At 72.6% G+C, this 18,690-nt stretch carries 16 protein-coding genes; 7 read left to right on the top strand and 9 right to left on the bottom strand.

Annotated elements, in window-relative coordinates; translation table 11 throughout:
* Positions 1-53 precede the first annotated feature (53 nt).
* Entirely contained in the window at positions 54-917 is an 864-nt protein-coding gene (locus ACWC97_RS27760) for an RNA methyltransferase (RefSeq protein WP_385204873.1), read from the bottom strand.
* 259 nt (positions 918-1,176) lie between these two features.
* Here ACWC97_RS27760 and ACWC97_RS27755 point away from each other — a divergent pair, with 259 nt between their 5' ends.
* On the top strand, positions 1,177-2,619 hold the full coding sequence (locus ACWC97_RS27755; RefSeq protein ID WP_450652202.1) for an MFS transporter: 1,443 nt from the start codon (positions 1,177-1,179) through the stop codon (positions 2,617-2,619).
* A 97-nt stretch (positions 2,620-2,716) separates the two neighbouring features.
* Here ACWC97_RS27755 and ACWC97_RS27750 read toward each other — a convergent pair whose 3' ends face one another.
* Positions 2,717-3,592, bottom strand: coding sequence for a class I SAM-dependent methyltransferase (locus tag ACWC97_RS27750; protein WP_450652200.1), 876 nt, complete (start codon positions 3,590-3,592; stop codon positions 2,717-2,719).
* A 106-nt stretch (positions 3,593-3,698) separates the two neighbouring features.
* On the opposite strand from ACWC97_RS27750, the gene ACWC97_RS27745 reads away from it, so the two are divergent.
* Positions 3,699-4,313 carry a TetR/AcrR family transcriptional regulator gene (locus tag ACWC97_RS27745; protein WP_450652198.1) on the top strand — a complete coding sequence of 205 codons (615 nt, stop codon included), beginning with the start codon at positions 3,699-3,701 and terminating at the stop codon, positions 4,311-4,313.
* Between the two features lie 12 nt (positions 4,314-4,325).
* Here the strand turns inward: ACWC97_RS27745 and ACWC97_RS27740 are convergent, their stop codons facing one another.
* A complete protein-coding gene (locus tag ACWC97_RS27740; RefSeq protein WP_450652196.1) occupies positions 4,326-6,767 on the bottom strand; it encodes a polysaccharide lyase 8 family protein in 2,442 nt (813 codons plus the stop codon).
* Positions 6,768-6,881: 114 nt separating this feature from the next.
* Entirely contained in the window at positions 6,882-9,377 is a 2,496-nt protein-coding gene (locus ACWC97_RS27735) for a SpoIIE family protein phosphatase (protein ID WP_450652194.1), read from the bottom strand.
* A 181-nt stretch (positions 9,378-9,558) separates the two neighbouring features.
* Here ACWC97_RS27735 and ACWC97_RS27730 point away from each other — a divergent pair, with 181 nt between their 5' ends.
* Complete coding sequence (locus ACWC97_RS27730) at positions 9,559-10,416, top strand: metallophosphoesterase family protein (protein WP_352277732.1); 858 nt, start codon at positions 9,559-9,561, stop codon at positions 10,414-10,416.
* A gap of 102 nt (positions 10,417-10,518) precedes the next feature.
* Here ACWC97_RS27730 and ACWC97_RS27725 read toward each other — a convergent pair whose 3' ends face one another.
* The 4 genes from ACWC97_RS27725 to ACWC97_RS27710 form a co-directional block, all read right to left on the bottom strand.
* Complete coding sequence (locus ACWC97_RS27725) at positions 10,519-11,421, bottom strand: glycosyltransferase family 2 protein (RefSeq protein ID WP_450652191.1); 903 nt, start codon at positions 11,419-11,421, stop codon at positions 10,519-10,521.
* A 164-nt stretch (positions 11,422-11,585) separates the two neighbouring features.
* Positions 11,586-12,053, bottom strand: coding sequence for a lamin tail domain-containing protein (locus tag ACWC97_RS27720; protein WP_450652189.1), 468 nt, complete (start codon positions 12,051-12,053; stop codon positions 11,586-11,588).
* A 320-nt stretch (positions 12,054-12,373) separates the two neighbouring features.
* Entirely contained in the window at positions 12,374-12,904 is a 531-nt protein-coding gene (locus ACWC97_RS27715) for an NUDIX domain-containing protein (RefSeq protein WP_450652187.1), read from the bottom strand.
* A 1-nt stretch (position 12,905) separates the two neighbouring features.
* Positions 12,906-14,261, bottom strand: coding sequence for a tetratricopeptide repeat protein (locus ACWC97_RS27710; protein WP_450652185.1), 1,356 nt, complete (start codon positions 14,259-14,261; stop codon positions 12,906-12,908).
* A 222-nt stretch (positions 14,262-14,483) separates the two neighbouring features.
* Here ACWC97_RS27710 and ACWC97_RS27705 point away from each other — a divergent pair, with 222 nt between their 5' ends.
* From ACWC97_RS27705 to ACWC97_RS27690, 4 genes are all read left to right on the top strand, one after another.
* The gene (locus ACWC97_RS27705; protein WP_352277722.1) at positions 14,484-15,233 is read left to right on the top strand and encodes a hypothetical protein; all 750 of its coding nucleotides are present in this window, start codon (positions 14,484-14,486) and stop codon (positions 15,231-15,233) included.
* A gap of 79 nt (positions 15,234-15,312) precedes the next feature.
* Positions 15,313-16,224, top strand: a complete 912-nt coding sequence (locus ACWC97_RS27700; protein ID WP_450652183.1) for an aminoglycoside phosphotransferase family protein — start codon at positions 15,313-15,315, stop codon at positions 16,222-16,224.
* A 1-nt stretch (position 16,225) separates the two neighbouring features.
* Entirely contained in the window at positions 16,226-16,957 is a 732-nt protein-coding gene (locus ACWC97_RS27695) for a class I SAM-dependent methyltransferase (protein ID WP_450652181.1), read from the top strand.
* Between the two features lie 31 nt (positions 16,958-16,988).
* Positions 16,989-17,534 (top strand): HAD domain-containing protein, encoded by a 546-nt coding sequence (locus ACWC97_RS27690; protein WP_352277719.1) that lies wholly within the window; start codon positions 16,989-16,991, stop codon positions 17,532-17,534.
* A 209-nt stretch (positions 17,535-17,743) separates the two neighbouring features.
* On the opposite strand, the gene ACWC97_RS27685 is transcribed toward ACWC97_RS27690, so the two are convergent.
* On the bottom strand, positions 17,744-18,529 hold the full coding sequence (locus tag ACWC97_RS27685) for an SDR family oxidoreductase (RefSeq protein WP_392278695.1): 786 nt from the start codon (positions 18,527-18,529) through the stop codon (positions 17,744-17,746).
* Positions 18,530-18,690: the final 161 nt, after the last annotated feature.

The following is an 18,690-nucleotide window of genomic DNA, read 5'->3' as shown; positions in this document are numbered from 1 at the left end:
CTCCCCGCCGGACCGGGGCGGTAGGGCCCCTGTCGGCGCGTGCGGTCCGGCTCCTATCCGCGCGGGGCCGGAACGGACGAGGCGAGCGGGGTGCGGCGGGTGCGTGCCAGGCGCTGGCGGCGGGCTTCGTACAGAACGACGGATGCGGCGTTCGACGCGTTCAGGGAGCTGGCGGAACCGGTCATCGGGATGCTGACCACATGGTCGCAGAGCTCGCGCCAGGCCGCGCTGAGGCCCGCGGTCTCGTTGCCGATCAGCAGCAGGACCGGCCGGGTCAGGTCGAACTCCGCGATGTCCGCCTCCCCGTTCTCGTCCGTGCCGACGACGGCCACCGGCAGGCCCCGGGCGCGCTCCTGGTCCAGCCAGGCCATCACCTCGTGGTGCGAGGGGCTGCGCACGACGGGCACGGAGAAGAGCGAACCCGTCGAGGCCCGGACGGACTTGGGGTCGTACGGGTCCGCCGCGTGCCCCGTGACGATCAGCCCGTCGGCGCCCATCGCGTCGGCCGACCGCGCGATGCTGCCGATGTTGCCGGGCTGGGTCGGCCGGTCGAAGAGCAGGCCGAGGAAGTCCTCGTGGACCCTGATCCGCGACAGGCTGTCCGGCTCCATCGCGACCACCGCAAGCAACTCCGCCGACCCGTCGCCCTTCTCGCTCAGTTCGGCGAGCAACTCCGGCGCCATCACGATGCGTTCGGTGCCGACCCGGCGCAACAGGTCCTCGGCCCAGCGGGAGGGCGGGCGGTCCGCTCCGTGGATCAGGGACCGTACGGTCCAGCCGTGCTCCACCGCCATCGTGATCGGGCGTACGCCCTGGACCAGGAACTCCTTGGCGCGCCCGCGCTTGGTGCGGTTGCCGAGCAGGGTCTGGAGCTGCTGGAAGCGGGCGTTGCGGGTCGAGATCCGCTGAACTGCCACCCGGTGCCTCCGTATTGAAGTCGATCGCCGCGCGGCGCTAGCTCCCGCATCCTCTCCCACTCCTTGCGCGAAAGGCCAGTTGGCGCGATTCGGCCGCCCGGTCGACGGCCCGGCCGCTTGAGCGGTGCTTTCGCTCGAAAGGCGCGTGTGCTCGGGAGGTGTGTCCGTCCCTTCTCGACTCTAGGACTGGAAATAGATACCCCCTAGGGGTATGTTCTCCCGCATGGATACCCCCTCCAGGTAAAGGAGTTGTTCTGTGATGTCCGCTTCATCCGCACGAAGCGCATCGGGCGCGCCGTCCGACGCGCGGAGATGGTCCGCGCTCGCCCTGATCGCCCTGGCCCAGTTCATCGTCATCATGGACACCTCGATCATTGGGGTGGCCCTGCCCCGGATCCAGTCCGACCTGGGCTTCTCCCAGGAGAACCTGTCGTGGGTGTTCAACGCCTACGTCGTCGCCTTCGGCGGGCTGCTGCTGCTCGGCGGCCGGCTCTCGGACCTGCTCGGCGCCCGGCGCCTGTTCAGTGCCGGGTGGGTCGTCCTCGCCGCGGGTTCCCTGGCCGCCGGCCTCGCCGGAGAGGTCTGGGTCGAGCTGACCGGACGGGCCCTCCAGGGTGTGGGCGCCGCGCTCATCGCACCGTCCGCGCTCACCCTGCTGATGACGCTGTTCGGCTCGCGCCCCAAGGAGCTGGGGCGGGCCTTCGCGCTGTACGGTGCCGCCGCGCCGGCCGGCGGGACCGCCGGGGTCTTCCTCGGAGGCGTCATCACCCAGTACGCCAGCTGGCCCTGGGTCTTCTACATCAACGTCCCCGTCGCGCTGGTCGTCCTGCTCGTCACGCCCGCCGTCATGCCTTCGGGCGCGGGGCGGCGCGGATCGGTCGACCTGGCCGGTGCCGTCACCGTCACCGCAGGCCTGGCCGCCGCCGTCTACGCCATCGTCCGGGCCCCCGAGACCGGTTGGGGCTCCGGTGAGACCTGGCTGGTCCTGCTGGCCGGGGTGGCGCTGATCGCCGCCTTCGTCGCGATCCAGTCCAGGCGGCGCGAGCCGCTGATGCGGCTCGGGATCCTGCGGGCGCCCAACCTGGCCGGGGCCAACCTCGCCCAGTTGCTGATGGCCGCCGCGTGGATCCCCATGTGGTTCTTCCTCAACCTCTATCTCCAGCAGGTCCTGGGGCTGGGCGCCTTCGCCTCCGGCGCCGCGCTGCTGCCGATGACCGTCGCCATCATGATCATGATGATCGTGCTGGCACCGAGGCTGATCTCCCGCTTCGGCCCCAAGCCCCTCGTCGTCCTGGGTCTGCTGGCGCTCGGCGCGGGCATGTTCTGGCTCTCGCTGGCCCGTCCGGACGGCAGCTTCCTCGTCGACGTCCTGCCCGCCTCCCTGCTCGCGGCGGTCGGCATGTCCCTGGCGTTCATCCCGTCGCTCGGCACCGCGCTCTCCAGCGCCCGCCCGGAGGAGGGCGGCCTGGCCTCGGGGATCGTCAACACCAGCTACCAGGTGGGCTCCGCGCTCGGCCTCGCCGCGATGACCGCGATCGCCGCCGCGCACGGCTCCCGCGAACTCGGTGACCCGGCGGCCCTCACCGAGGGCTTCTCCGCCGCCTTCACCGGCGCCGCGGTGCTCGCCGTGGTCGGGGGCCTCGCCGCCCTGCTGACCCTGCGCGCCGCGCCCGCACCGGCCGAGGAGGGTGCGAACGGGTGAGCCGGAAGGAGGCGGAATGTTTCCGCGATGACGGAACCGGGCGGCGTCCGCGGCCCGGGGCGGGTGTCAGCCCCGGCCCCGGACGCCGCTCCGTGTCTCACTCCGGGCGCCGCTCCGTGCCCGTCCCGGAGGCCGGGCGCCGGGCGGTGACCAGCAGGGCCGTGGTGCGCAGCCGGAGCGTCCCGTCCCGCTCGTACGGCTCCAGGAGTTCGACCAGGCGCCGCCGGGCGCGCTCCCGGTCGTCCGCCCCGACCTGGTCCAGCAGATGGCGGCCCGGTCCCGAGCCCAGCAGGAAGGCGGCCGCGTCGGCGGCGTCCCGGCCCCAGACCCCGTATGCCTCCACCGGCTCGGTGCGGACGGCCTCGTACCCGGCGCCGGACAGCACCTCCCGTACGGTCCCCGGATCGGCCAGCGAGAACATCCCCGGGGCGCCGGGTGCGCCGAGGTCGCCGACCGGGAGGATGCCGCGCAGCCCCTGGATCGCCCCGAGCCACTCGGTCCGGCCGGGGTCCGTGGAGCAGACGAAGGCGATCCGCCCGCCGGGCCGCAGCGCCCGCCCGACATGGGCGAACGCGGCCACCGGGTCGGCGAAGAACATCACCCCGAACCGGCTGACCGCCACATCGAAGGAGCCGGGGGCGAACGGATGGACCTGGACGTCGGCCCGCTCGAACGCGGTGTTCCCGAGCCCCTCCCGTCGCGCCGACTCCCGGGCGCGGGCGAGCATCGGGGCCGACAGGTCCACCCCGGTGGCCCGCCCGAGGGGCGCCCGTCGCGCGGCCAGCCGGGTGGTGCGTCCCGTCCCGCAGCCGAGGTCGAGCACATGGTCCCGCTCCGCGATGCGGGCGGCGGCGAGCAGGAGTTCGTTGAACCCGTCGTTCACACCGTCCCAACGGGCCTGGTTCTCGGCCCAGTACGTTCCCTCGTAACCGTTCCACGCCTGGCTCTGGCTCTCGTTGACGATCTGTCGCATCCCATGCTCCCGATGGAGACGGCTAGTATGGGCAAGCGCCCATACATGGTCGGGCAACGGTATGGGCAAACGCCCGTACTGTGAACAGGGTGAGAGGGAGGGGCTCATGTCCCCGCGTGGTGTGACGACTCCGGACGTGCGCGAGCGGCTGTTCGCCGCCGCGGAGCGGGTGCTGGAACGGGAGGGGCCGGGAGCCTTGACGAGCAGGGCGATCACCGGCGAGGCGGGCTGCGCGAAGGGGCTGCTGCACGCCCACTTCGACGGACTCGACGCGTTCGTCGCGGAGCTGGTGCTGGACCGGTTCGCCCGGGTGGCCCGGCACGCCGAGGGGCTGCCGGGCCGGGTGGGGGAGGGGACCGTCGCGGCGAACCTGCTCGATGTCGCCCTGGCGCTGCTGGCCTCGTCCGGGCCCACCGTCGCGGGCCTGGCGCTCGCCCGTCCCGCGGCCGCCGCGCGGATCCGGGCCGCCCTGCTGGTCGGCGCTCCGGGCTTCGGCACGGTCCAGGACGCGATCACCGCCTACCTGGACGCGGAGCGCCTCGGCGGGCGGGTCGCGGAGGCGGCCGACACCGGGGCGGTGGCCCTCGCCCTGGTCGGCACCCTCCACCACCTGCTCATGACCGGCGGGCCCGACCGGGGCGCCGAGCGGGACCGGGTCGCCCGGCTGGTGGCCCAGCTCGACGCGGGCCTGCGGCCCGACGGGCCGGCCGCAGACGGATGACCGGGCCGTCCGTCACCCCAGCCGGACGCGCACCGTGTGCGTGGCCCCCGCGCTCGCGCTCAGGTCGCCGTACGTCAGGGTCAGCGCGGATCCGGTCCGTACGTCGGTGACGCCGCCCGGCCGGGACAGCACGGACCTGACCGGGCGGCGCCAGGTGAGGGTGAGGCCGGTGACGGTGCGGGACGGGTCGGCGACGCAGACCGTGGCGGTGCCGTCGCGCCTCTCGCGGATCTGCACGCAGACCGGCGCGCTCACCGTGACCGGGCCCGCCGTGCCCGCCGCCCAGAAGGTGATCCCGGTGAAGCCGAGCGAGGGGACGTGGATGCCGGTGCGATCCGCGTCCTGGGCGAGGATGCGCAGCCAGCCGGTGTCCGCCGCACGGGCGGCGGTGCGCGCGGCGCTCGCGCCCGGCATGAGCACGTACGCGTAGGAACCGTCCGCCGGATCGGTGCCGTGGTCCTGCCAGAGCGTCAGGTAGCGGCGGGTCAGCGGTGTGGTGGGCCCGTCGGCGTTGACGTCCCGCCAGGCGCCGGTGCGCTCCTCGCGCAGGGCGCGCAGGGTGGTGGTGCCGGGGAAGACGTAGCCCGCGTGCCCGTCGATGTGGGCCCAGGCGGTGCGGCGGGTGCTGGTCCAGCCCTGGTCGGCGGGTTGCGTCCGGCCGTCGAGGAGCAGCCGCCGGGTGCCGTCGGCGCCGAGGAAGCGGTTGTCGATCACCGTCTCCACCGCCGCGCCGTCGGCGGAGGTGATCCCGGAGCCGAGGCAGACCACGCAGTCGTCCAGCCAGAACCAGGACTTGCGGGCGTGCATCGTGCTGGCCAGGCCCTGGAGGTGCTGGCCGGTGGTGCCGAACTCGCCGTCGCCGGTGCCGCCCACCCAGCGGGTCGCCGGCGTCGGGTTGGCCCAGGCACCGCCCTGCCCGTCGGCCAGCTTTTTCCGGGAGACGGTGGTGCCGGGCAGCCGGTACGGGTCGACGGTCGGCCAGTACGCGTCGGAGTACTGGTCCTGGCCGCTCTCCGAGCCCCACCACTGGAGCCAGCCCGCTCCGGTGTGCCAGCCGCGCTTGTTCTCGCCGTTGCCGAACTCGTAGTGGGCGATCCGGGCCGAGGCCATGGAGAGCCCGGCGCCCCAGCCGCGGCGGCGGTGGGTGACCCGGTCCATGTAGTGGAAGACGCGGTGCGCGGACGGCTCGGGGGCGGGAGCGACGCCCGCGTCGTCCAACAGGGCCTGCAACCGCGCGGTGTTGACCAGGCTCAGCGATCCGGCCGCGAGAGCGGGGGCGTAGTGGTCGCGGACCAGCCAGCCCTTGACCATCGCCCGCCAGCGGGCGTTCTCCTCGGGCTCGGCGCCCAGGCCCAGCAGCACGATGGAGGCCATGACCCCGTGCGCGCGGGTGTGGTCGCTGGTGCCGGCGCGGGTGACGCCCCGCCCCGAGACGTTGTCCATCATCAGCCCGTCGTACACGAACGGGGCGATGGCCGCCTCGATGGTGTCGAGGAACTGCCGGCTGCCCGGATCGGTGATCTCCCAGGCCGACCCGCGCAGCAGGGCGAAGAGCCGGCCGAGCCCGTCGTTGAGCACCGCGCCGTAGCCCCCGATGTACGGGATGGACGTGTGCTGGACGAAGGAGCCGTCCGGGTAGAAGCCGTCGCCCTTGGTGACGTACGGGAAGACCGGCGAGAGCGCCGCGACGGCCAGCGTGATCTTGGCGGCGTTGGCGCCGACGATGCCGCGCAGGATGATCCCCCGGCACAGGTCGACCCGGTTGGCGCCGGTGCTGGTGCCGGTGTACGAACCGACGGCCGAGTCCGGGAGGAAGTGGTCGACCGCCGCGCAGTAGGCGGCCCGCTGATCGTCCGTCAGCGCGTCGTGGAGGAGTACGCAGGTGTCCAGCAGGGCCTGCGGCGCGCCGATCTGCCAGTTCCACCAGTTCCCGTAACGGGCGGTCGACGGGTTGAAGACCTCGGCGTGGAGGTGGTCGAGGCCGGTGATCACCGCGTCGCGCAGGGCGGTGTCACCGGTGAGCCCGGTGCCGGGCTGGGAGTACGCCTCCGCCATGGTGCGCAGCCGGTTGTAGCTGGTGTTCATGTTGGCGGAGAAGCCGAAGGACTCGGTGTCGGTGTCCGGATCGGGGTCCAGGTAGACCAGGTCGGGCCAGAGCGAGCCGGTGGCGGGCGCCATCGCGGCGCGGTGGGCGGCGGCCTGGGCGCCGAGCTCGGCGAGCTTGGTGCGGAACGGCTCGGCGGTCGGGCTGAATCCGGTGCCCAGATAGAGCTCGCGCCACTTCGCGCGCAGCGCGGCGAACGCGTCGTCACCGGCGGCGGCCGGCGAAGCCGTGGTGGCCGCGGTGGCTCTGGTGAGGGAGGTGGCGGCGGACGCGGGGGAGGGCAGGCTCAGCGCGAGTGCCGTACCACCGCCCGCGGCCAGCAGGGTGCGACGGGACCAGGCAGATGTCATCGAAGCTCCGGGGGGAGTGTGAGCCAATGCGTGGAACGGCGCCGTAGTAAGCGTTTTCTAGCATGGGGGTGACAGGGCCCTCAAGAGGTGCGCGGGCACGGGCCCGGAGACCGGCTACGCGTCCGGGATCGGTTGCTCGGCCCAGATCGTTTTGCCGCGCCGGGTGTAGCGGCTGCCCCAGCGGGTGGTGAGCTGGGCGACGAGATACAGGCCGCGGCCTCCCTCGTCGGTGAGCAGGGCCCGGCGCATCCGGGGCTGGGTGGCGCTCGGGTCGGATACCTCGCAGGTCAGCTGCTTCGCGCGGATCAGCCGCACCTCGACCGGGCCGCCCGCGTGCCGGATGGCGTTGGTGACCAGTTCGCTGAGGACCAGCTCGGTGGTGAAGACCAGCTCCTCCAGCCCCCAGGCGCGCAGTTGGCGGGCGGCGTCCTGGCGGACCCGGGCGACGGCGACCGGATCGGCCTCCACCGGCCAGGCGGCGGTGTTCCCGGCCGGAACCGCGTGGGTACGGGCGAGCAGCAGGGTGACGTCGTCGGCGAGCTGGTGCGGGGGACGGGCGGCGATGATCTCCCGGCCGAGCTCCCGCAGCGGCGCGGTGGCGGCGCCGGGGCGGGCCAGACGGTCGCGGAGCTCGGCCATGCCCGCGTCCACGTCGCTGTCGCGGCCCTCGATCAGCCCGTCGGTGTAGAGCGCGAGGAGGCTGCCGGGCTCCAGCTCGATCTCGGTCGTCTCGAACGGCAGGCCGTTCACGCCCAGCGGCGGTCCGGGGTTCAGCGGTACGTACGAGACGGTGCCGTCCGGGGCGGCGACGGCGGGCGGCGGGTGCCCGGCGGAGACCATCGCGCAGCGGCGGGATACCGGGTCGTAGACCGCGTACAGGCAGGTCGCGCCGACCGGATCGGCGGCCCGGTGGCCGAATTCCGCCCTGCTCTCGTCCGTACGGGTGAACGGGGCCGACCGTGCGGCCCCCGCGTCGGGCCCGCTCGCTCCGCCCTCCCCGTCGTCCTCTCCCACGGTTCCGTTGCCCGGCTCGTCGCGGAGCTGGGAGACCAGGTCGTCGAGGTGGACCATCAGCTCGTCCGGCTCCAGGTCGAGATCGGCGAGGGTGCGCACGGCGGTACGGAGCCGCCCCATGGTGGCGGTGGCGCCCAGGCCGTGCCCGACCACGTCCCCGGCGACCAGGGCGACCCGGGCCGAGGACAGCGGGATCACGTCGAACCAGTCGCCGCCGACGCCGGTGGCGGTGTCGGCGGGCAGATAGAAACCGGACGTGGTCACGGCGACGGTCTCCGCCTGCGCGGGCGGCAGCAGGCTCCGCTGGAGGCCCACGGCGGCCCGGTGCTCCCGGGTGTAGCGGCGGGCGTTGTCCAGGGCGAGGGCGGCGCGCCCGGCGATCTCGTTCAGCAGATCCAGGTCGGCCAGGGCGTATGCGGGCCGCCCGGCGCCGTTCCGTACCGTCACCCGCCCCAGGAAGCTGCCCCGGGCCCGCAGCGGGACGGTCATCGAGGCGGGGGAACGGTTCACCACCGGGGCGCAGCGCGGATCGGCCCGCACCGCCGCACCGTCGTCCGTCGCGGGAGCGGCGTCCACCATGGAGGCACCCCCGTCCGCCGGAACCCCCGGGGACTTCCGGTCCTCGGGAAGCGGTCCGGCGGGAAGTGCCCCGGCCACCGCCGTCCGGAGCAGCGGCACCAGCCCGTCCTCGCCCGGCACCGGCTCCTCGCCCGTGAACACCGCCTCGGCGATCTCCACCACCGCGAGGTCGGCCAGCTCGGGTACCAGCACGTCGGCCAGCTCCTCACCGGTCCCGGCCACCGACAGCGAGCGTCCGACCGCCGCGGTGGCCCGGTGCAGGATCGCCAGCCGCTCGTCGGAGCGGCGCTGCTCGGTGACGTCGGTGAACAGCGCGGTGACCCCGAAGACCTCCCCGTCCGGCGCCTGGAGCCGGAAGGCGGAGATGGCCATCACCGCCCCGCCGGCCGGGTCCTCGATGGTCCGTACGGTCTCCTCCGCCAGGATCAGCGGACGGCCCGTGCGCAGCACCTCGCACAGCAGCGTGTCGATCGCCGCCGCCCCTTCGGGCTCCAGGAAGTCCGCCAGCCGCTTGCCGCGCAGGTCGGGCGCGAGGCCGGTGTACGGCAGCAGATGGGTGTTGGTCCGCATCAGCCGCAGCTCCGCGTCGAACACGGCGAGCCCCAGCCGGTCCTGGAGGAAGAGCTCCCGGGTGAACGCCTGGTCCTGCCGCCACCGGTCCACCGTCCCGACCGGGGCCCAGAGCACGAAGTACCGGGCCGTCCCGTCGGTGTCCGCGAGGGGCAGCGCGTGGAAGACGATGCTCATGGGGCCGCCCCGGCCGGTGCGCACCACGGTCTCGCCGGACCAGGCGGCGTCCCGGTGCCCCTCGGGCGTCGGGGGCCCGGAGGCCGGGTCCGCGAGCAGCTCCACGGCGGGGCGGCCGCAGACCTCCTCGGCCGTCAGCCCGAACAGCTCCGCCGCCGCGGGTGTCCAGCCGACGACCAGCCCGTCCGCGTCCAGCAGCGCTCCGGCGGCGCTGTCCGCGAACGGGAGCCCGCCGTACCCGGGTGCGCCCGGGAGGGTCTTGCCGTACACCTGTCGCTCAGCTCCCTCTCCCGGCATCGCCGACGGTCCCGTGCCGCGTCCGCGGACGTCTCCATCATCCCTCCGCCCACCGCCGCCGCCAGTTCCGGCGGCCGGGCTTTCGCCACTCGGGGCCCGGACCGCAGCCGGGTGGGGCAGTATGTCGACCAGTCGACCGGCGGGAAGGTTCTGCATGTCCGAACATACCGGGGCAAGCCGCGGGGCACTGCTGGCGGTGAGCGATCTGCACGCCGCGGTGGCGGACAACCGACCCGTCCTGGAAGCCCTGAGACCGGGCTCGGACGAGGACTGGCTGATCGTCGCCGGTGATGTCGCGGAGCAGCCCGACGACGTGGAACGGTCACTGCGGCTGCTCGCGGACCGGTTCGCCCGGGTGATCTGGACACCGGGGAACCACGAGCTGTGGACGACCCCGCGCGATCCGGTCCGGCTGCGGGGACGGGAGCGGTACGAGCATCTGGTCGAGGTGTGCCGGGGGCTCGGGGTGGACACTCCGGAAGACCCGTACCCGGTGTGGCGCGGGCCCGGCGGCCCGGCGGCGGTGGCGCCCGTCTTCCTGCTGTACGACTACAGCTTCCGGGCGCCGGGCACCACGACCAAGGAGGAGTCCCTGGCGTACGCGCGCCGGACCGGCGTGGTGTGCACCGACGAGTACACGCTCCACCCCGACCCGTACCCGAGCCGCGAGGAGTGGTGCCGGGCCCGGGTGGCGGAGACGGAGCGGCGGCTGGCGGCCCACGACCCGAGCGTCCCGCTGGTGATCGCCGGGCACTGGCCGCTGGTGCGCGAGCCGACCGACGTCCTGTGGTACCCGGAGTTCGCCCAGTGGTGCGGCACCACGCTCACCGCCGACTGGCACCGCCGCTTCAACACGGCGGCGGTGGTCTACGGCCATCTGCACATCCCGCGCACCACCTGGTACGACGGGGTGCGCTTCGAGGAGGTCTCCATCGGCTACCCGAGGGAATGGCGCAAACGCGGCCATCCCAGGGGGCTGCTGCGCCGGATCCTTCCGTACGACGGCAGTTGACGCGGCCGGCCCGCCCGGCGGGGGCGGGCCGGGGGACCGGGCTGGGTGTCCGCGTGACCGGGCGACCAGGGAGCCGGTGCGTCGGCGCCGACTGCCGGTGGGTCAGATGACCGGGGGGCGCCCCAGCCTCGTCATCCGCCACACCGTGCGCCAGCGCATCGGCCGCCGCCGCCCGCACGGGGTGCGGACGCCCTCCGCGAAGCCGCCGGCCCAGGCGCGCAGCCCGGACGCCGATCGGGTGCGGGCCAGCGTGAGCAGGGTCCAGGTGCCCAGGTAGGCCGGGACCAGCGGGAGGGGCAGGTGGCGGCGGGCCAGCCAGACCCGGTTGCGGGCCGTCATCCGGTAGTAGACGGCGTGCCGGGCCGGGGACGTCTTGGGGTGCTGGAGCAGCAGATCGGGCTCGTAGAGGATCTTCCAGCCGGCGTCCAGCGCCCGCCAGGACAGGTCCGTCTCCTCGTGCGTGAAGAAGAACTCCGCGGGCCAGTGCCCGGTTTCGGCGAGCATCTTCATCGAGAAGGCGTGGCCGCCGCCGAGGAAGGCGGTGACCGGTCCGCCCCGCATCGGGTCGCCGGCCCGGAGCCGGGGGACGTGGCGGCGCTGGGTCTCGCCGTGCTCGTCGGCGATCCGGAAGCCGATGACGCCGAGCCGGGGATCGGCGGCGAACATGTCCCGGACCTTGCGGAACACCCCGTCGTCGACGAGGAGTCCGTCGTCGTCGAGCTCGATGACCACGTCCACGTCGCCGAGCTCCGCGAGCCTGGCGAGGGCGACGTTGCGGCCGCCGGGGCAGCCCAGGTTCTCCGGCAGCTCGATTACCGTCACCCCGCCGGAGAGGTCCGACAGGCCGGGGAACGCGGCGAAGTCGGGGAGGGAGGTGCCGTTGCCCACGACGACGAGCCGGGCGGGACGGACGTCCTGCCCGGCCACCGAGCGCAGCAGGGCCTCGACCTGCTGCGGACGGTCGCCCATGGTGACGACGGAAACGGCGATGCGCGGTTCGGACACGGTCGGTACTCCTGGTCTCGCTGCGGTGTCGCGATCGTAGTCCCAGGAGATGGTCGCCCGTTGTTCGGCCACCCGTCGCCGTACCGACACGGACCCTGGGTACGGGCCGGCGCGGGTGGCGGTCACCGGCCGGGCGCGGGTGCCCGGCCGGCCTTCGCGGCGGATCAGTGGCAGTTCTTGGTGCCCTTGTTCGCCTTCGTCCAGGAGCAGGAGTCGAGGAGCTTGCCGCTCGGCTTGATGAGCCGGGCCTTGTCGCCGGTGTTGTTCCACACGTACGAACCGCGGTTCCAGTACACGTGGGCGGTGGTGTTCTTGCCCTTGCCGGTGTGGACCCGGACGGTCTTGCCCGCGGCGACCGTGCGGCTGCCGAAGGTGTAGGTGTAGCCGGTGTTGTCCTTCAGCTTGTAGCCCTTGAGCTGGAGCTTCGTCCTGCCGTTGTTGTGGATGTCCACCCACTCGGCGTTCAGCGAGGTGTTGCTGCGGTCGTCCTTGCCGGGGCTGTCGTACTGGATCTTGCCGAGGTGCAGCCCGCCCTCGTGCTTGGCGGCCGACGCGGGGGCCGCCAGGAGCAGCGATCCGGCCAGGGCGGTGACGGCGGCCAGCGCGAGCGGGGCCGTGGTGCGTATGCGCATGCGGTGTTCCTTCTGTGAAGTAACGGTGAAGGAGTGTCAGCATAAGGGCAGCGCGCGCCAGATCGGCATGTCCGTGCCTGGCTTGTCCTAGTTCACCCTTCGGGGGGCATCCCGGCCGCATCCCTGCGTGAAGTCGGCGCGCGCCAGGTGCTGGTCGCATGTGCTGCCGCGCGGAGACAATCCGATGCGAAGGGCGGTGAGTGTCTGACCGGAAGCTGTTACTTTCCGGCCACGATGTTTCCTGGTGAATAGCCGAAACGGCGCGTCGCGGTCAAGCCGGAGTCGACGGAAGGCCCTGCGCCCACGCTGACGGTGCGTAACTAATGCCACCCATCGAGCGACACCTGGGAACTGCCGCTCAGGTACTGATGGAGAGCATTGCCGGTTGTGTCGACAAAGGCGTCAGGGACGGTGTTGGCATCGACCCACCGGACCTGAGAGTGCTTGCGGGGTTCGCGGTTCTCGGGTTCGCCGGTCCATTCGTGGGTGGCGAAGACGACCGTGAGGAAGCCGTTGGGGGCCTCGACGCCCCAGGCGCCGTGGATGATGTGGGCGACCTTGAGGGACTCGGGCTTCACCGTGAGGCCGGTCTCCTCAAACAGCTCGCGTACGGCGGTCTCGGTAATGGGCTCGCCCGGTTCGCTCTTGCCTACGGGGAGGTCCCACATGCCCTGGGCGAACTTCGCGTTCTCGCTGCGCTGGAGAAGGACGACGCGGTTGGTGGCCTTGTCGTGGACGATGACCGCGGCGACCAGCAGGGTCATGGATTCGAGCGCCGGCTTGAGTGCCTTCGGCTGATCGTCGGTCTGCTGGGGCACGGGAGTTCCCTTCGTCGGACGGTTATCGGGCATGTTAGGCCAGGGACTCGCGGGCTCGGCGGGCGAGATCGGCGGCACCGGGAACGCGGCGACGCTGGTAGACGGCGAGCGTGGAGCGGATCGAGGTGATCGCCTTCCGGGTCCGGTCGGAGGTCATGCCCTCCATGAGGACCAGGGCCTGGGTCCAGGCGGCCACGGCCTCGTCGGCGCGAGCCTGGGCGGCGAGGCTGTCGCCGAGGTCGGCATGGGTGAGTGCGTGGACGCGCTTGTACTTGTCGGGGTCCCAGCGGGTGAGGGCGTCCCGGTGCTGCTGCTCGGTGCCGATGTGGTCGGCGAGGTCGGTCAGGGTGCGGGCGGTGTGGCTGGCCACCGTGCCGGCGGCGGGGCCGCTTACGCGGGAGTAGCTGGGCTGGGGGCCGTCGTCGCGGAGGAGGGCGTCGTCGGCGGCGAGGAGGGCGCGTGCGGCTGACGGGTTCTCGTTGGTGGCTGCGTAGGCGCGGGCGTGGGTGATGTGGAGGAGGGCCTCGGTCTGGCCGTCGATGTGGCCGAGACCTGTGCGTAGGGCGCCTTCGACGAGGTCGACGCAGTGGTGGGGCTGTTTGAGGCTCAGGGCCTGGTGGGCGAGGGCGCGCATCATCCAGGCGGCGTGGCCGTGGGGGTCGGCTTCGCAGGCGAGCTTGTAGCCGACCTGGTAGTAGCGCTGGGCGGCGCCTTCCTGGCCGAGGTCGTGGTGCTTCCATCCTGCGAGGTAGGCGAGTTCGGCGACGGCGCCGAAGGCGGCCCGGCGTAAGGCTTCGCTGGGGAAGCGTCCGCGCAGCATGGGGGCGGCTGTGTCGGCGAGGTACGCGGTGACGGTGGTCAGGCCGTGCCCGCCACCGAGGCGCTCGTCGGCAGCGCTGAAGGCCGCCGTGATCTGCCGTACGACGTCCACGTCCTCCGCCCCGACCACAGATGTGCCGGTGCGGGCGCGGAGCATGCGGGCAGTGGCTTCGTGGTCGTACCCGAGCGGCATGGCGACGCCGGCGGCGGTGAAGGCCGCGATGGCGAGGAACCGGCGGCGCTCGACGTCGGCACGGCCCAGGTCGGTGGCGGCGAGGACGGGGTCGGATTCCGCCAGCGCTTCGTCATCGCCGGCCTGGAGGCCGATCTCGGTCTGGGTGATCGTGCGCCCCGCTCGACGGGACAGTGCTTCGGCGAGGTACTGACCTACCCGGCCCGACGGCGCGCGGGTGCCGTTCACCCAGTGCGAGATGGCCGACTTGTTGGTCTGGAGGATCTCGCCGTTCTCTGCGGCGGTACGTCGCACGTCTCGGGCGAGGGCCTCGTAGGTGCAGTCGACCGCCCCGATGACGTCGCGCAGACAGGAATTGGGGCCTCTCTGCGCTACCACGTCGCCTCCACTCCGGAGCTGTAAACCGCGTATACCGCTTCAACTGCCTTCCACCGTACCCACTGAGCGTGACCACCGGTTCACTTATCAGCAGCCGCCCGGAACGGCGCGACCGTGATCCAGGCTCCTCTTGGTCCGGGCGGCACCCCGAAGTTCCGTACACCCACACCAGGTTCGGGCATTCCTGTGCCCGAACCCGGCCCATCAGAGACGGAGAACACGGTGACCACCATCGACACCACGGCCATCACGGTCGAGCTGCCCGAGGCGTTCGACCCGCGCTGGAGCCGCCTGCCCGGCGTCCAGGTCGACGGCCGGCGTATCACGATCGACCCGGCCGAGTACTTCTTCCGCTTCGAGTCGAGCACGTGGCTCGTCGCCGACTGGGAGCTGATCAAGTCCCAGCTCCTGGAGGTGGACGAGACGACGGAGAGCGCGGTCGAGCAGCTCGCGCTCGACTTCATCAAGCAGCACAGCGAGTCGACCTCCGACGCGGCCCGCGTCCTGGCCACCGCGTACGAGGTGTACGCGTACCTCTTCCGCGAGGAGCACCTGGCCGACCTCGGCCTGCCGCAGATCACCGCCGAGCACCTGCGGATTCTGCGCGAGGCGGCCACGTTGATGGCGCTCAACAAGGTGGAGCTGGACGGGCACATCTCCAACGTCGGCCCGTGCTGGTTCTTCCCCGCCGCCACCTCCGTCGTCTTCGACCTGGACGACGAGATGGGCGGGATGCTCGACGAGGTCTACCACGGCGGCTGGTTCAACGAGCACCGCCGGATCGAGTCCATCAAGGCCCACGCCGCGCTCGGCGGCCGGCTCGTGCACGGCTGCCAGTCCGTGCCGGACCAGTCTGGCGGCGTGGTCGCGCCCTACGGTGCCTCGATGGCGAACTTCCGTGACGACCTCGCCGCGTTCAAGGCGGGCTGGATCGAGCAGGTCTACGCCCACCGCGTGAGCCCCGCTGCGTAACCCCACCCGATCAGGCTCCGGGGCGGGCCGGCATCCCTCGCCCGCCCCGGACGCCACCACCCCTTCCCGGAGCCCTCCCGTGACCACGAACCCCAGCGCCGAACTCCTCGACAACCTGCTCACCGCGACCGGCCAGACCACCGCCGTACGAGAGGAGGTACGCGTATGGTCCATGTCCGGCGTCGAGCGCGTGGCCTTCGCCGACGGCTCCACGGCCATCTTCAAGTACGCCAAGAAGCCGTTCGACAGCGAGGACCAGGCACTCCGCCTGGCCCGCACCCTCGGCGTACCCGTCCCCCAGGTCCACGCCTCCGCCGTCCTGGACGGCTGGCTCGGCATGCTCCTGGAGGACCTCGGACCGTCCGTCCGCGAGGCCGACGACCTCGACGGCGTCGCCGCGGCCGTGGTCCTGCACGGCACCCTTACGGCTCCCCCTTTGCCTGTCCTCGACCAGGAGCAGCTGCGGACGCTGCCGGCGCGGGCGCTGGAGCACCTCGGACGGCTGCGCAAGGCCGACCGGTGGCAGGATGCCAACGATGTCGAGGACGCGCTCGACCGGATCGCCCAGGCCGCCGAGGCTCGCTCGGCCGGAGCGGCGCTGGAGCCGTTCGGATGGGTGCACTCCGAGTTCCATCCCACCAGCCTCCACATCGGGGAGCGCGGGTGGCGGCTGCTCGACTTCGCTCGCGCCTTCACTGGCCCCGGCCTGCTCGACCTCGCCAGCTGGCACGGCACCATTGATCCCCCGCACCCCGTGCGCCTGCGCGTGTTCCTGGAGCAGTACGTCACCGCCGGCGGTACCCCCGACGCCCTCGCCCGGCGCGGCGGGCTCACCGCCGAGCACTGGGCCCTGGGCTGGCACCGCATGTGGGCCGTCGAGTGGTTCATGGAGCAGTCCATCCGCTGGATCAACGACCCGGCCACCGACCCCGCCTACATCAAGGCTGTCCGCCGCCACCTCACCGACGTCCTCCACCTCCTGGAGATCTGACGTGCTCGCCCAGGCATCCCCCTGGCACGCCCACGCCGCCCAGCGCACCGCCGCCGGACTCGCCGAACCTCTTTCCGTACCCGCCCGGATGGAGTGGACCACGAGACACGGCCAAGGTCCCGGCGCCGAGGTCCTCGGCCCCGACCTGCGCGGCAAGCGACTCCTGGAACTCGGCTGCGGCCCCGGGCACAACGCCGCCCACCTCGCCACCCTTCCCCAAGCTCTCGGCTCCGTTCGAGCAGGGGAGAACCCAAGCGGCGCTCACGTCACAGGCGTCGACCTGGTAGGCCTCCAGGTCCGCCGCGCCCGCTCCCACTACGGACGACTGAACAACCTCACCTTCGTCGCCGGCCACGCGCTGCACCACCTGCACGCCTCCGACGAGCAGTTCGACGCGATCTACTCCGTCTTCGGCGCCGTCGGCCTCGTTGCCCCCGAGCTCCTGCTCCCGGCCATCGCACAGCACCTCACGCCTGGGCGAGTGCTGGCCTTCTCCGTCCCCCACCCACAGCGCGGCGGCCGAAGTCCCTCCGGCGACGACCGGCCCCGCCGCGACTACGTCACCCTGCCCGACCGCAACCGGCTACCCATCGCCCGATGGGAGTTCGATACCGACCGTTGGGAGAGGCACCTCGGCCGGTCGGGCTTCTGGCTCACTTCGGCTCAGGAGTTCAACGATCCCCGCATGGGTCACTGGCCCACCACCCTGCTGATCCGCGCCCGCAAGCTCTGACAGCCACGTTCACCCCGCCCACGGAGGACCGATGCGCCCGCCCTACCTGCTCCTCGACATCGATGGCGTCCTCATACCCTTTCCTGACGAGAACGGCTCGATCCCGGCCACCCACACCCGTCACGACGTCGTCCCCACCGGCCGCAGCGCCGACAACCCGGTCTCCGTCTGGCTCAACCCCGACCACGGCCACATGCTCATGGACGCCATCCGCACCGGCCTGGTCACCCCGGTCTGGTGCACCAGTTGGCGCCAGGACGCCACTACTCTCATCGGGCCCCTGCTCGGCCTCCCGGCCCTGCCGTACGTCGATCTCCCGCGTCCGCAGATCACCACCAGCCACCCCAACGGCTACCTGTGGAAGCGTGACCACGTCGACGCCTGGCTCGGTGACGCCCCTGCCATCTGGATCGACGACGATTTCACCAGCCTCGACCACACCTGGGCCGCAGAGCGCACTGCCAACCGAGCGAGGACCATCCTCGTGCAGCCCGACCCGCGCCTCGGGCTGCAATCCGAGCACCTGGCCGAGGCTACGACAGGGGCCTCGCAGCTACCCCAAGCCCGTGCCACCTGACGACTGATGCCCTCGCTGCCACGAGCGGCGAGGGCATCAGAGAGTGTCGCGCGAGCGTGAGCCGTCCGTGGTCCGTGGCACGTACCGGCACCGCTGACGGCGGAGTCGGCGGGAACACTGCGGCCGTGATCGACGGGGGGCTGCCGGGCCTTCCTGCGGCGGCGTCGGTTCCGGCGGCCTCGGTCCTCGCCCCCGCTCCACCCGCCTGGTCAGCCCCGGCCCACGTACGGCATCGCCGTCGCCAGGACCGTCGCGAACTGGATGTTGGCCTCCAGCGGCAGCTCCGCCATGTGGAGCACCGTCCGGGCCACGTCCGCCACCGCCATCACCGGCTCGACGGCGAGTCCGCCGTGGGCCTGGAGGATGCCGGTCCGCATCTGCTCCGTCATGTCCGTGCTCGCGTTGCCGATGTCGATCTGCCCGCAGGCGATCCGGTACGGACGCCCGTCCAGGGAGAGCGACTTCGTCAGCCCCGTCATGGCGTGCTTGGTCGTGGTGTACGCGACCGAGTGCGGGCGCGGCGCGTGGGCGGAGATCGAGCCGTTGTTGATGATCCGGCCGCCCTGCGGGTCCTGGTCCTTCATCAGCCGGTACGCCGCCTGCGCGCACAGGAACGCGCCCGTCACGTTCACGTCCACCACCGCGCGCCAGTCCGCCGCCGACAGCTCCTCCACCGGGACCGAACGCGGCCCGAACGTACCGGCGTTGTTGAAGAGCAGGTCCAGGCGGCCGAAGCACTCCCGTACCGAGGAGAAGAGCGCGTCCACGTCCTCGGGCCGGGACACATCGGCCGGCACCGTGATCACCCGGGCGTCCGCGCCGGCCAGTTCGGCGGTCTCGGCGAGCGGCCCGGGGCGCCGCCCGGCCAGCGCCACCGACCAGCCGGCCCCGGTCAGGGCGAGCGCCACCGCGCGGCCGATCCCGGAGCCCGCACCCGTCACCACGGCGGTCCTCGGGGCCGCGTCCGTACCGGAGTTCGACATTCTGTTGCTCATGACGCCGCAGCGTACGCCTCCCCTCGCCCTCCGTACGGGCCGCGCCGCTCCGCGCCCGCCCTCCCATTCCTCATCCGGCCGACGTCCGGGCGACGCGAGCACGACAACCGCCCGATGGGCGGGACCGATGGGCTGGCCCTGTACACCACCGGACAGGGAGG

The sequence above is a fragment of the Streptomyces sp. NPDC001108 genome, from assembly GCF_053598535.1.
The sequence above is the reverse complement of the archived record's forward strand: the minus strand, read 5'-3'. Positions and strand labels throughout refer to the sequence as shown.